13 protein-coding genes are annotated in these 13,684 nt (G+C 61.1%); 5 read left to right on the top strand and 8 right to left on the bottom strand.

The features are described 5' to 3' along the window. Positions 1-3: 3 nt before the first annotated feature. Positions 4-1,377 carry an NAD-dependent succinate-semialdehyde dehydrogenase gene (locus ACQ66M_RS02570; protein ID WP_430401647.1) on the bottom strand — a complete coding sequence of 458 codons (1,374 nt, stop codon included), beginning with the start codon at positions 1,375-1,377 and terminating at the stop codon, positions 4-6. Positions 1,378-1,437: 60 nt separating this feature from the next. Between ACQ66M_RS02570 and ACQ66M_RS02565 the strand changes: the two genes are divergently transcribed. After that, on the top strand, positions 1,438-2,199 hold the full coding sequence (locus tag ACQ66M_RS02565; protein ID WP_430401645.1) for a 16S rRNA (uracil(1498)-N(3))-methyltransferase: 762 nt from the start codon (positions 1,438-1,440) through the stop codon (positions 2,197-2,199). Between the two features lie 12 nt (positions 2,200-2,211). On the opposite strand, the gene ACQ66M_RS02560 is transcribed toward ACQ66M_RS02565, so the two are convergent. After that, complete coding sequence (locus tag ACQ66M_RS02560) at positions 2,212-2,667, bottom strand: N-acetyltransferase family protein (protein ID WP_430401643.1); 456 nt, start codon at positions 2,665-2,667, stop codon at positions 2,212-2,214. 7 nt (positions 2,668-2,674) lie between these two features. Further along, positions 2,675-3,307 carry a DUF6891 domain-containing protein gene (locus tag ACQ66M_RS02555; protein WP_350171241.1) on the bottom strand — a complete coding sequence of 211 codons (633 nt, stop codon included), beginning with the start codon at positions 3,305-3,307 and terminating at the stop codon, positions 2,675-2,677. A 104-nt stretch (positions 3,308-3,411) separates the two neighbouring features. On the opposite strand from ACQ66M_RS02555, the gene ACQ66M_RS02550 reads away from it, so the two are divergent. Then, on the top strand, positions 3,412-4,791 hold the full coding sequence (locus tag ACQ66M_RS02550) for a glutamate--cysteine ligase (RefSeq protein WP_430401641.1): 1,380 nt from the start codon (positions 3,412-3,414) through the stop codon (positions 4,789-4,791). A gap of 228 nt (positions 4,792-5,019) precedes the next feature. After that, positions 5,020-6,675 (top strand): peptide MFS transporter, encoded by a 1,656-nt coding sequence (locus ACQ66M_RS02545; protein WP_430405112.1) that lies wholly within the window; start codon positions 5,020-5,022, stop codon positions 6,673-6,675. Positions 6,676-6,746: 71 nt separating this feature from the next. Here ACQ66M_RS02545 and ACQ66M_RS02540 read toward each other — a convergent pair whose 3' ends face one another. From ACQ66M_RS02540 to ACQ66M_RS02520, 5 genes are all read right to left on the bottom strand, one after another. Beyond that, positions 6,747-7,178, bottom strand: a complete 432-nt coding sequence (locus ACQ66M_RS02540) for a rhodanese-like domain-containing protein (protein ID WP_350171243.1) — start codon at positions 7,176-7,178, stop codon at positions 6,747-6,749. Positions 7,179-7,300: 122 nt separating this feature from the next. Further along, the gene (tldD, locus tag ACQ66M_RS02535) at positions 7,301-8,704 is read right to left on the bottom strand and encodes a metalloprotease TldD (protein WP_430401639.1); all 1,404 of its coding nucleotides are present in this window, start codon (positions 8,702-8,704) and stop codon (positions 7,301-7,303) included. A gap of 47 nt (positions 8,705-8,751) precedes the next feature. Beyond that, positions 8,752-10,005, bottom strand: a complete 1,254-nt coding sequence (locus ACQ66M_RS02530) for an AI-2E family transporter (protein WP_430401637.1) — start codon at positions 10,003-10,005, stop codon at positions 8,752-8,754. Continuing rightward, on the bottom strand, positions 10,002-10,166 hold the full coding sequence (locus ACQ66M_RS02525; protein WP_350171246.1) for a DUF1328 domain-containing protein: 165 nt from the start codon (positions 10,164-10,166) through the stop codon (positions 10,002-10,004). Before ACQ66M_RS02525 ends, ACQ66M_RS02530 begins: the two co-directional genes overlap by 4 nt. Positions 10,167-10,280: 114 nt before the next feature. Then, positions 10,281-10,835 (bottom strand): tetratricopeptide repeat protein, encoded by a 555-nt coding sequence (locus ACQ66M_RS02520; RefSeq protein ID WP_350171247.1) that lies wholly within the window; start codon positions 10,833-10,835, stop codon positions 10,281-10,283. Between the two features lie 155 nt (positions 10,836-10,990). On the opposite strand from ACQ66M_RS02520, the gene coxB reads away from it, so the two are divergent. Together coxB and ctaD are read left to right on the top strand one after the other, a co-directional pair. After that, entirely contained in the window at positions 10,991-11,965 is a 975-nt protein-coding gene (gene coxB, locus ACQ66M_RS02515) for a cytochrome c oxidase subunit II (RefSeq protein ID WP_350171248.1), read from the top strand. 25 nt (positions 11,966-11,990) lie between these two features. Continuing rightward, positions 11,991-13,673: a cytochrome c oxidase subunit I gene (gene ctaD, locus ACQ66M_RS02510; RefSeq protein WP_430401635.1), complete on the top strand. Its 1,683-nt coding sequence runs from the start codon at positions 11,991-11,993 to the stop codon at positions 13,671-13,673. Positions 13,674-13,684: the final 11 nt, after the last annotated feature.

The raw sequence follows: 13,684 nt of genomic DNA, 5'->3' as shown, positions 1-13,684 counted from the left end.
GGCTCAGCTTATCGAAACGGTCTTGCGGTTCACAAAAGCCCTGATGCCATCGGCGGCGAGTTCGCGTCCGTAGCCGGAATGTTTCACGCCGCCAAAAGGCAGGCGCGGGTCTGAGGCGACCAGCGCATTCACGAAGGTCGAGCCGGCCTCGATATCACGCACGGCGTGAGAGATATCGGCCGCCTCCTGTGTGAAGATGGCCGAGCCGAGGCCGAAATCGCAGCGATTGGCCCGCGCGATCGCATCGTCCAGGCTGTCGACGCGCCAGAGATTGGCGACCGGGCCAAACATTTCCTGCTCCGCGCCCGGCGTGCCGTCCGGCGCCTCGGCCAGAACCTGCGGCGCAAACCACCAGCCCTTGTCGGGGAGCTGTGCCAGCTTGCTGATCCGCTTCGCGCCGCCCTTCAGTGTCGCCTCGACCTGGCCCGCCAGTTCATCGCGGATCGTCTCGGTCGCCAGCGGTCCGATATCGGTCTCCTCCAGCAGCGGATCGCCGACGTGCAGCGCCTCGATCCGGGCCACGAAGGCCTGCGTGAAAGCGTCATAGATATCGGTGTGAACCAGGAATCGCTTCGCCGCGATGCAGGACTGGCCATTATTTCGGGTGCGCGATTTCACCGCCGTCTCCACGGCCTTGTCGAGGTCTGCCGACGGCATCACGATAAAGGCGTCCGAACCGCCAAGCTCCAGCAGCGAGGGTTTCAACTCTTCCCCGGCAATGCTGGCGACGCTGCGCCCGGCCGGGCCGGATCCTGTCAGCGTCACGGCTTTTACCCGCGCGTCGCGGATCACGCCTTCAACGGCTTTTGAGCCGATAAGCAGCGTCTGGAAACAGCCCTCCGGGAATCCGGCCTCGCTGAAGACTTTCGCAATATTCAGCGCTGATCCCCAGACATTGGACGCGTGTTTCAACAGGCCAACATTGCCCGCCATCAGCGTCGGCGCGGCAAAGCGGAAAACCTGCCAGAACGGAAAGTTCCACGGCATTACCGCCAGAACCGGCCCGAGGGGCAGGTTGCGGACAAAGGACTGGCTTGCCTCGGTCTCGATCACCTCGTCCCTGAGATAGTCCTCGGCATGGTCGGCATAATGGCGGCAAACCAGTGCGCACTTTTCCACTTCGGCCACGGCTTCGCTGAGCGGTTTGCCCATTTCCATCGTCATCGTGCGGGCGAAGGCCTCTTTGCGGGCGTCGAGGATGTCGGCCGCCTTGTGCATCAGGCGGGAGCGCTGGGTGAAGCTCGTCAGCCGCCAGGACTGGAACGCGTCATCGGCCTGCTTGATCGCCGCGTCCACTTCGGCACTGCCCAGCGAGGTGAAGGTCTGCAGTACCTCGCCTGTTGCAGGGTTGATGGAGGTGACGACGGGCTTGCTCATGAGACGATCCTTCGGCTTAACTTGAACCCTATATACGCATATAGAACCCCGATGAGTTCCATGCCTCGCCTATTCGTGAACAGTGATCTTGTCGCAGGCGATGCCTTTGCGCTCAATGAGGAACAGTCGAAATACCTGATCCGGGTCATGCGGCTGGGGTCTGGTGATCCTGTCCGCGTGTTCAATGGCCGCGATGGCGAGTGGCGCGCGCAGATCAGCAAGGCCGACGGCCGCCGCGCCGATCTTGTGCCCGTCGCGCGCTTGCGGAGCCAGCAGGCACATGGCGGCGCGCGGCTGACGCTGCTCTTCGCGCCGGTCAAGAAATCGGAGACGGATTTCATCGTCGAGAAGGCCACCGAGCTCGGCGCCGCCCGCATCCAGCCCGTCATCACCGAGCGGACCCAGACGCGCACTGTCCGGCTCGACCGGTTCGCCAAGATCGCCCTCGAAGCTGCCGAACAGACCGAGCGCCTGGATCTTCCGGAGGTGAGCGATGCGGTCAGCCTCGATGCAGCGCTGGAGGCCTTGCCGTCGGGCACGCCAGTCGTCTTCTGTGACGAGGCCGGCGATGAGGCGGATGCCCCCTGGGGCGGGCAGGCGGGCCGCGCAGCCCCCATGGCCGACGTGCTGGGAGAACTGGGCAATCGCCCCGCCGCCATCCTGATTGGCCCTGAAGGCGGCTTCAGCCCAGCCGAACGCGCCTTCCTTCGCGGCCGCGCCGATACGTATCCCGTCAGCCTTGGCCCGCGAATCCTGCGCGCTGAAACCGCTGCCGTTTCGGCCATGACGCTCTGGCAGGCCCTCTGCGGAGATTGGAGCTAAGGCGCCCGTGCGCTATGCCCGCACATATTTGATGAACGGTGTTTTCGTCCCGATCCGGTCATAGAGCTGACGCGCGACGGTATTGAATTCCTGCGTTGTCCAGTAGACCGAGGCGGCGCCATGCGCATCCGCGGCCGTATAGACCGCTTCAATCAGGGCCCGGCCGATGCCTGAACCGCGCACATCCGGGTCGGCATAGAGGTCCTGCAGGTAGCAGGTGTCGCCAATCTCCCAATTTGTGCGGTGGAACAGGTAGTGCGCGATGCCCACGGGGCGTCCGCCCTGAAGGGCGATCAGGCCACGATACTCACACGGTGCACCCGACAGCATCCGCGCAAAGCTGGAGGCATAAACAGCCTCGGGCCGTTCGGTTTCGTAGAAGGTGAGATAGGCGTGCCACAGCCTGCGCCATTCGGCCTCGTCCGACGCGGCCAGCGGGCGAATCACCAGATCAGACGCGGCCGTCATGGCCAGCCTAGAACGACCAGCGCTTCAGCGGGACCGGCACGTCATCGACCCAGCGGCGTTTCCAGTCGAGCACGACACCGACACGGTGGTCGATCTTGCCGTCCCAATGCGGTTTCAGGCCAACCGCCTGCAGCAGGTCGAACAATTCCTGCGCAATCGCAATATGCGCTGCGTCCAGATCGGAGTGGGCGGCGCCATAGCTGAAATAGAGGCCGTGGCCTTCGACGGCGCTTTCAGTGTCCTGCTGGTGGAAGAAGACATAGCCGCGGGCGCGGTGACCCATGGTTTCATAGTCCTCGATTTCGGTGGCGATTTCCGCTGCACCGCAATTGCCGCAACAGGTGAAGTTCGCCCGCGCGACCACACCATTGTCTTCCAGCGTGTCCAGGGCCAGTTCCAGCCGGTCGTAATCGGTCAGCACGGGCCAGCTTTCCTGCTCGTCCACCAGTGTCTGGATGGCCGCGATCAGCACGTCACGCACGGCTATCCGGCGGTCGCGGTCGGACATCGACGTTTCGAAGTCCTCGGTGAGTTCGAAGAGAATATCCTCGATCTCATCAATTTCCTCGTAGCCGCCCCGAACGTGGATATGTGCCCACATTTTCAGGTCGTCCCGTTCGTCTGCCTTCAGTCTGTTCACGTCAGTCCCTCTGAACTCTCATTTCAGGCAGGACGATAACCCGGTTGGCGTCGGGATGAAACATCCCTATGTGCACTTCCATCGCCGTTTTTGGGAGGCTTAAGATGACCACACCGACCTCGGACATCGACGAGTCCTCCACGCGCATCGAATCCAGGGCAGAACTGGTCGAGTACCTTGCCGCTGGGTCAAAGCCCATGGCGGACTGGCGTATCGGCACAGAGCACGAGAAGTTCGGCTTCATCAAGGACGGCCTGCGACCGCTGCCCTATGAGGGAACGGCGTCCATTCGCGCCATGCTGGAAGGGTTGCGTGATACGTTCGGCTGGGAGCAGATTGTTGAAGGCGGGCACCTGATCGGCCTGAAAAAGGACGGGGCCAGCGTATCGCTGGAGCCGGGCGGCCAGTTCGAGCTGTCGGGTGCGCCGCTTGAGACCATTCACCAGACCTGCAACGAGGTCGGCCGCCACCTGGAGGAAGTCCGCCAGATCGCAGAGCCGATGGGCGTCGCCTTCCTGGGCGCCGGCGCGAGCCCGCTCTGGAGCCTTGCCGAAACCCCGGTCATGCCCAAGGGCCGCTATCGCATCATGACGGCCTATATGGACAAGGTGGGGCGCCTCGGCCGCCAGATGATGTTCCGCACCTGCACCGTGCAGACAAACCTCGATTTCGGTTCGGAAGCCGACATGGTGAAGAAATTCCGCGTGTCGCTGGCCCTTCAGCCGCTCGGCACGGCGCTGTTTGCCAATTCGCCTTTCCTCGACGGGCGCCCCAATGGCTTCCTGTCCTATCGCTCTCAGATCTGGACGGACACAGACCCTGACCGCACGGGCATGCTTCCCTTCGTGTTCGAACAGGGCTTCGGCTTCGAGCAATATGTCGACTATGCGCTCGACGTTCCGATGTATTTTGTCCGCCGCAAGGGTGAATACCTCGATGCGAGCGGCCTGAGCTTCCGGGACTTCATGGCTGGCAAACTGCCGATCCTGCCGGGCGAATTGCCGGCGATGGATGATTTCGTCGATCACCTGTCGACGATCTTCCCGGAAGTGCGCCTGAAGCGTTTCCTTGAAATGCGCGGATCGGATGCCGGCCCGTGGAGCCGCCTCTGCGCGTTTTCAGCCTTTTGGACCGGGCTCCTGTATTGCCCCGATTGCCTCGATGCGGCCTGGGACGTGGTGAAGGACTGGACGGATGCCGACCGTGAAGCGATGCGCCAGAGCGTTCGCACGCTTGGCCTGAAAACGCCGGTGCCGGGCGGCGGGTCGATGCAGGATCTCGCCAAGCAGGTGCTTGCATTGTCGCGGCAGGGACTCAGGAACCGGGCGAATCTCTCCACATCCGGCGATGACGAGACCGGCTATCTCACCGAACTCGACGAGATCGCCACCAGCGGTCTGACCCCCGCAGACCGCCTCCTCGCCCGCTATTACGGCCCCTGGAACCGCGACGTACGGCCAATTTTCGCTGAAGAGGCGTATTAGGGGCACGCTTTCGCGCTCCCGGGCCTTCGGGAAAGCATAAATTGCCTTGAGCCTTGACGCGGCGCATGGTCAAACTGCGCCTCATGCGCTGTTGGCGCGCCACAGACTGCAATGAGCCTGGGGAGGGCCACTGTGACAGACATTCCAGTATCAACACCGGATCCCGTTACGGGAGACACCAGTTTTTTCGGGCATCCGAAAGGCCTGTTCATCCTGTTCCTGACCGAGATGTGGGAACGCTTTTCCTATTACGGGATGCGCGGCCTGCTTATCATTTATCTGACGCAGCATTTCCTGTTCTCGGACGAGAAATCCGCGCTGATCTACGGCGCCTATACCGCGCTGGTCTATGTGATGACGATCATCGGCGGCACGCTGGCTGACCGGTATCTCGGGCAGCGCAAGGCGGTTACGTTCGGGGCCATCCTGCTCGTACTCGGGCATTTCGGTATGGCATTCGAGGGGTCGGGCTCGCAGCAGATCGCCACGATTAACGGCGCCGAATATGAACTGACACTGGACGGACGCGGCGGCGATGCCAATCAGATCATCGTTCAGGGCGATAAGACTTCGCTGATCAGTTTTGACAATGAAACCAATGAGCTCATCATCGCGGATCCGGACGCCATGGGTCTGCCAGAGCGGATTGATCGCGATACCTACGAGACCAAGATCGTTACGCAGGACCTGTTCAAGAACATCCTGTTCCTGTCACTGGCGCTGATCATCGCCGGTGTCGGCTTCCTGAAGGCAAATATCTCGACAATTGTCGGCACGCTCTACAATGTTGGCGATGTGCGCCGCGACTCGGGATTCACTCTGTTCTACATGGGCATCAATCTCGGCTCTTTCCTGTCCTCCATCACCTGCGGCATCCTCGGTATCGTGTATGGCTGGGCCTGGGGCTTCGGCCTCGCGGGTATCGGCATGCTGGCCGGCCTGGTCGTTTTCCTTTGGGGGCAGAAATTCCTCGGCGGCCGCGCCGATCCGCCAGATGAGGCGAAACTCAAGAAGTCCGTGCTTGGTCCGATCAACGTGGAATGGGCCTGCTACCTGGCAGGCCTCCTGATGATCGCCGTCTCGATGCTGCTTGTGATGAACGAGGAAATCGTTGGCGGCATACTCGGCCCGATTGGCGTCCTGATGTTCCTGTTCCTCGTCAGCTATGCGTTCCTTCGGCTGAAGGGGACCGAACGCAACCGGATGTTCGCGGCGATCTATTTTGTCCTCGCGCAGATCCCGTTCTGGGCGCTGTTCGAACAGGCCGGTTCCTCGCTGAACCTGTTCACTGACCGACTGGTCGATCGCACACTTCTTGGATGGTCGGTGCCAGCGCCTGTGTTCCAGTCACTGAATGCCGGCTTCATCTTCATTTTCGCGCCGATCATTGCGTGGCTATGGATATGGCTGGCCAAGCGCAACAAGGAGCCTTCCACGCCCGTGAAATTCGCCATCGGTGTGTTCGGCGTCGGCCTCGGCTTCCTCGCGCTCGTGGCAGGCATCCAGACGGTTGGGCCGTCGGCCATGACGCCTGTCCTGTTCATCTTCCTGATCTACTGGATCCACACGATGGCAGAGCTCATGCTGTCTCCGGTCGGCCTGTCTGCTGTCACCAAGCTGGCGCCGGCGCAGGTGGTCGGCATGACAATGGGTGCCTGGTTCCTGTATTCCGGCCTTTCAAACTTCCTTGCGGGCGTCATCGCCCGCTCGACGGGCTCGGAGACGATTGGTGGTCAGCTGACGGACATGGCAGCCGCAAAGGCGACTTATGTCAGCGTCTACAGCTCGGTTGGCTATATCGGCGTTGGCATTGCGGTCGGGATGTTGCTCATATCGCCGCTTATCAAGAGCTGGATGAAAACCGATGAAGGCGAGATGGTCTAGACGCACCGCAGCTTCAAAACAAAAGGGCGGCCTTTGCGGGCCGCCCTTTTTCGTTGCAGATGCCCGACCGGCTATCGCATGGGAGGATTGAAGGGATCGGTGGGCAGGCCACGCTTGATCCAGCCGTCGTCGGTGCCGAGGTGTCCGGCCATGCCTTCGGTGACGTTGAACACGTGGGCAAAGCCTTCCGAGACGAGCTTCTGGGCCGCAGAGGTTGAGCGGTTGCCGGATTTGCAGATCACCGCGACCGGGTGCTCAAGGTCGCCAAATACCGCTCCGCGCGCCCGCGCAACAAAGTCGATGTCCTGAAGGGTTGCACCGACGCTGTCGCGGGGCATGCCTGTCATTGCCCATTCAGAGGGCGTGCGCACGTCAATCAGGATGAGCTCGCCTTTCTGGGACATCTGGAAGGCCGTATCGGCCGATAGTGTTTCGATGTCGGCCAGCGCCGAACTGCCCAGTCCAATGGTTGCACAGACCAAAGTCAGGAATTTGCGTCGCATCCGTCGTGTCACCCTTTACGCAAAAGGCGCGACATCCGTAACGGCGGCGCGCCCTATTGTGGCGATAAAGTGGCAAAACCCTCGCGCGGCCGCAAGAGTCAGCGTTAATCATGACAGGAATTTTAGCCTGCGCCGCCTACGGTCAGGGCACCGACCTTGAGCGTTGGCTGGCCGACGCCTACGGGAACCGACTGTCCGGCCTTGCCGCAGACGCCGACGCCATCATCCATGGCAAAGTCATTACCGATCATCGATACCTGCTGCAGTACGGTCGGTCCGTGGCCGATCAGCGTCGCGTTTTTCACGGGCGCAACGATCTTGCCGTTCTCGACCAGATAGGCCTCGGTGCACTGGAATACGAAATTGCCGGAGGTGATGTCGACCTGACCGCCACCGAAGTCCACGGCCCAGAGGCCGCGCTTGATCGAGGCGACAATTTCGTCCGGGTCCCTGTCGCCGCCGAGCATGACCGTATTGGTCATGCGTGGCATGGTCTGCGCCTCATAGCTTTCGCGCCGGCCATTGCCGGTCGGTGCGACGCCCATCAGGCGTGCGTTGAGGCGGTCCTGCATATAGCCTTTCAGGATGCCGTCTTCGATCAGGACCGTGCGCTGGGTCGGCGTGCCCTCATCGTCGAAGGAGAGCGAGCCGCGCCGCGCTTCGATACTGCCATCGTCGATCACCGTGACGCCCTTGGCGGCGACCTGTTCGCCGATCCGTCCGGCATAGACACTCGTGCCCTTGCGGTTGAAGTCGCCCTCAAGCCCATGTCCGACGGCTTCGTGCAGCAGAACGGCGGGCCAGCCCGGGCCGAGCACGACTTCCATCACGCCCGCAGGCGTGGGGATTGACCGGAGATTCACGGAGGCCTTGCCGAGCGCCCGGCGGACCATGCCCTGCCAGCGTTCCGGCTGGATCCATTCGTCATAGGCCGCCCGGCCACCGGCGCCTGCACTGGCCGATTCGCGGCGGCCGTTTTCCTCAAGCGTGACGGACACATTCAGACGCACCAGAGGACGCACCTCGGAGAATACGGCGCCGTCGGGCCGGATGATATCGACCTCACGATGGCTGCCGGCAAGCGAGACGGACACCTGAACCACACGCGGATCGAGGGCCCGGGTCCACGCATCGATTTCAGCCAGAAGGCCGGTCTTCACGGTAAAATCAGGCGCGGATGTCGGGTCAATCGGTGCGTAGAGGCGCCGGTTGGTTGGCTGCGGGCCATCTGCCAGTTTGCCGGAATAGCCGCGCTTGGCCTGTGAGGCGGTTTGCGCCGCGCGTGTGATGGCGCCAAGTGACAGTTCCGATCCATAGCCGCTGCCTTGGGCTTCACCGGCCACGACGCGCAGGCCAAAGCCCTGCTCGGTGTCGAATGCGGCCGATTTCAGCCGCCCGTCATCGAACATGAAACTTTCAGAGCGCGAGCGCTCAATGAACAGGTCACCATCGTCGCCGCCAGAGACGGCATCAGAAAGGATATCCGCAGCGCGGGCGACATCGAAAGGCAATTGGGTCTGGGTCATGCACCCTAAATGCGGGTGATCGGCGCCCGCAGCAAGGGCAAAGCCTGTCACGCAGTGATATTGGCTTCGGGGCCGGGGCTTGCATCCGGAAGGGGACGTGCGGGCGTGTTCGTCTTCGCGTTTCTCGCCTCTTTCGCTTCGCGCGCCTCCTGCCGTTTGCTGAGGGGCACATCACGACGGAAAATATATTTCAGGATGCGCCTGTCCGATCGTGACAGGTCATCCCGGTCAGCAAGGAACTTGCCAAAGGCGGCCATGCTGGGAACATGATCCGACACGACCTTCATGGTCAGAAGCATCGGGGTGGCGAGCAGCATGCCCATGAAGGACCAGAGCCAGGCCCAGAGGGCGAAGGAGACGAATACGACAACAGCGTTCAGTCTCAGCCGCCGGCCAACAAGGACAGGGGTGACGAACTGGCCTTCAAATGAGGTCAGCGCCCAGAAGCAGGCAGCCGGGAGGAGCGCAGCCGTCGCCGAGTCGAAGGTGACCAGCGCCACGAGAAAGGATGCCAGCACGCCTGCCATGGCACCGATATAGGGGATATAATTGAGCAGGAATGCTGCCAGCCCGAACAGGAGCGGATCCGGCATCCCGAGGGCCCACATGGTGAGACCGATCGTAACACCCAGTCCCATATTGATAAGGGTGATTGTCAGGAGATAGACCGAGAGCTGGTTCTCGATGGCCCGCGCGACGGCCAGCGCCCGCCGCTTGTCCTTCAGCGTCGGCATGACCTGCACCAGTTTTTCATAGAACAGGTTGCCGGAGGCAATCAGGAAGAAGGTCAGCGTCAGGCAGATCACGATCTGGCCGGCAACTATCGGCGCTCGGTCGGTAAACCCGGCCATGAAACCCGGCTCGCGGATTGTCACCGTGTCGGTCGCAGGTTCGCTTGTGGCCATGTCCTGGATCTGCTCGGAGGCGTCCATGACGGGCTGGACGGTGCCCGTCAGTTCCTTCAGCTTGACACCGACCTCCCCGATCATGTGCGGTGCCTCCGCGAGGCTGTCCTTCACAGCGTCCGATACGAAATATCCGAGTGTGCCCAGGCTGCCGAGCAGGGTCAGCAGGATAATCGCCGCTGATATGCCTGAGGACAGGCCCATCCGCCCGAGGGCACGGCGAACTGGGCTGAAGATCAGCGCCAGCAACATGGCTGTCACAATGGGAACGATCAGGCCCTGGGCGATGGTCAGGACGCTCAGGGCCATGATCCAGAATATGCCAACGAGCGCCCAGCTGTGATGGTTGGGCGCTCGCTTCGGCTCATCCGAGATTTCGGATGACGCCGAGGTCATCCTTTGCGCAGCCCGCCAAAGATCAGCGAGACCACAAACAGGACGATGAAGATCAGGGCGAGGATTTTGGCAATGCCGGCGGCTGTGCCCGCAATTCCACCAAAACCAAGAACGGCCGCAACAAGTGCGACGACGAGAAAGATGATAGCCCAGCGCAGCATGAGTTTTTTTCCTTTTCCAGAGAGGCTTGGAAAGGGAACGGCGATGGCAGATTTTGGTTCCACATTCCGCGAAAACTCTCGCCCTGACGGGGGTCGAGAGCGCTCGCGAAAAGTCTAGTTTGTTGTCACCTGGAAGCGGGCCATCTGGCGTTTGGCGAGGTCCCAATCGGGGTTCAGTTCATCTGCCCGTTTGAAGTCAAAATAGGCCCCCTGGATGTCGCCGGTATTTTCCTTGGCGATCGCCCGGTTGTAATATGCAGCGTAAAGGTCGTGGGAATCGAGTTCGATTGCCTTGTCCAGCGACACGAGGGCGGCATTGAAGTCCTTGCGCAGGATGTGCGCCGCGCCTTCGTTCAGATAGGTGGCGCCTTCCTCCGGTCGCATCCGCTTGGCGATGTCATAATCGGACAGGGCGGCGTCGAGCCGTCCGGATCGCATCCGCAAAACGCCGCGATTGGTATATGTGGCGGCCTTGTTCGTGACGTTCATCAGCTCGGATTCGATGGCGCGGGTGCAGAGTTTCTCGCCCTCGCCAGGCGAGGTGCGCTGGTATTTGGCCGCTTCATAGCAGTCCTTGGCGATACCGCCGCCAATGATCGAGACCTGTGCTGTTGCGAACGGAGCTGAGAGAACGAAAGCAATCGCAGTGAATGTCGCTATTTTCCTCATTGTCGTCTCCCTTATGTTTTCGTTTTGGCAATAATAGCATGTTTGGCCGTTAGCGGCGAGCGCCTGCGACAATATTGAGCGCGAAAACTGCTGGGTTGCAGGGGCGGTCTGATATAGATACAGCGGAGCAATTCCAACGAGACGAGGATTCCTTCGTGCGACACTTCATTGCCGCCTTGTGCGCTTCAATTCTGGCTGCACCGGCGTTTGCTGCCACGCCTGTCGACGGTGCGCTCGGCTTCCAGCCTGCTGCTACGCGCATTGCAGAGCGCGTTCACTTCTTCCACGATGACTATGTCATGTGGATCATCACCGCGATCACGATCTTCGTGTCGATCCTGTTGGTGTGGGTGATGGTACGCTACAACAGCAAGGCAAACCCCGTGTCCCGGAAATTCAGCCATAATTCGCTGATCGAGGTGATCTGGACGGTTGTGCCGGCGCTCATCCTTGTCGCGATCGCCGGCCTGTCCTTCCCGAATCTCTATTATCAGGATGTCGTGCCGAACCTCGAAAAGATCCAGACCGAATCAGCGGCGCTGCTCGCCGACGGCAAATCGGCTGAATACGAGCGCTACACCAAGAACAATTTCCCCGATGCGGCCGCGCTGGGCTTCGTCAACGTCAAGGCACAGGGCAACCAGTGGAACTGGACCTATTCCTATCCCGACATCGTCGATGCGGACGGCTTTCCGCTCGAATTCGTTTCCAACGGTATCCACAAGGGAACCTCGGCGGATCCGACCGACACGGACATGCGCCCGCGCAACCTGGCCGTCGACTATCCCATGGTCATACCGGTCGGCCGCTACATACGCTATTACACTGCTGCCGCGGACGTCATCCACTCGTGGACGGTTCCGGCTTTCGGCGTCAAGACGGACGCCGTGCCAGGGCGCCTGAACGAGGGCTGGTTCCTCGTGGACGAGCCGGGCGTCTATTATGGCCAGTGTTCCGAACTGTGCGGTGTGGATCACGCCTACATGCCAATCGAGGTGCGGGTCGTATCGCAGGCCCAGTTCGATGCCTGGGCAGAGATGATGATGGCCGGTGACTATGATGCCGCCGCAGCGTCGGTCCGGACAATGGCCGCACTTGAGCCGAGCACGCAGCTCGCCGCCAACAATTAAGCTTTGAGAGAAGAGTAGATACGCCATGCCAATGGATGAAATCGCCCTCGACCATCACCACGATGATCACGCCCACACACCTGGCTTCTTCAAGCGCTGGTTCCTGTCGACGAACCACAAGGACATCGGCACACTCTACCTCATCTTCGCACTCTGTGCGGGCATTGTCGGCTATGCGCTGTCCGGCCTGATCCGCTGGGAACTGGCTGAGCCGGGCATCGGCCCAATGCTCTGGATTGTCGAGCAGTTCCAGGGTGTTCAGGGCGACGCGGCCATCGCGCAAGCCAAGCATTTCTACAATACCGTAATCACCTATCACGGCCTGATCATGATCTTCTTCATGGTCATGCCCGCGCTGATCGGCGGCTTTGGCAACTGGTTCGTGCCGCTGATGATCGGCGCGCCGGACATGGCCTTCCCGCGCATGAACAATATTTCGTTCTGGCTGACGGTGGCCGCATTCGTGCTGGCCTGTATCTCCATGACGGTTCCAGGCACATCGGCTGGCAATGGCTTTGGCGGTGGCTGGGTTCTGTACCCGCCGCTCTCATCCACGACTGGCCACCCCGGCCCGGCCATGGACCTTCTCATCCTGTCGCTGCACACGGCCGGTATCGCGTCCATCCTTGGCGCCATCAACTTCATCGTGACCATCCTGAACATGCGTGCCCCCGGCATGACCATGCACAAGATGCCGCTGTTCGCCTGGGGCGTTCTCGTCACGGCCGTCCTGCTGCTCCTGTCCCTGCCGGTTCTCGCAGGCGCGCTGACCATGCTGCTGACAGACCGCAATTTCGGCTCGCAATTCTTCAATCCGGCGGGTGGCGGCGACCCGATCATGTTCCAGCACCTGTTCTGGTTCTTCGGTCACCCCGAAGTCTACATCATGATCCTGCCGGCCTTCGGCATTGTCAGCCACATCGTGTCGACTTTCTCCAAGAAGCCAATCTTCGGCTATCTCGGGATGGCCTATGCCATGGTCTCGATCGGCGTGATCGGCTTCGTCGTGTGGGCGCACCACATGTACACAGTCGGCATGAATGTGGACCTGAAGGCCTATTTCATCGCTGCGACCATGGTCATCGCGGTGCCGACCGGCATCAAGATCTTCTCGTGGATCGCCACCATGTGGGGCGGCTCCATCGAGTTCAAGGTGCCCATGCTCTGGGCCATCGGCTTCATCTTCCTGTTCACGGTCGGTGGCGTGACCGGCGTCGTGCTGGCCAATGCCGGTATCGACCACGCCCTGCACGACACCTATTACGTCGTGGCACACTTCCACTATGTGCTCTCGCTTGGCGCCGTGTTCGGCCTGTTCGCCGGCTGGTATTACTGGTTCGAGAAAATGTTCGGCATCAAGTATAATGGCATGATCGCCGGCCTGCACTTCTGGCTGATGTTCGTGGGCTCGAACGTCCTGTTCTTCCCGCAGCACTTCCTTGGCCTGCAGGGTATGCCGCGCCGCTATATCGATTATGCAGACGGCTTCGCCACCTGGCATTATATCTCGTCGGTTGGTTACGCCATCACGCTGGTCGCGACGCTGATCTTCTTCATCGGCCTTGCCGAAGCGATGATCCGCCGCCGCAAGGGTGTCGCCAATCCATGGGGCGAAGGTGCCACAACGCTGGAATGGACGCTGCCATCGCCGCCTCCGTTCCACCAGTATAACGAGCTGCCGCACGTCACGACCAAGGGCGGCCACTAGCTCGCTCGCGC

Source organism: Hyphomonas sp., from assembly GCF_965284475.1.
GTDB lineage: Bacteria > Pseudomonadota > Alphaproteobacteria > Caulobacterales > Hyphomonadaceae > Hyphomonas.
The sequence above is the reverse complement of the archived record's forward strand: the minus strand, read 5'-3'. Positions and strand labels throughout refer to the sequence as shown.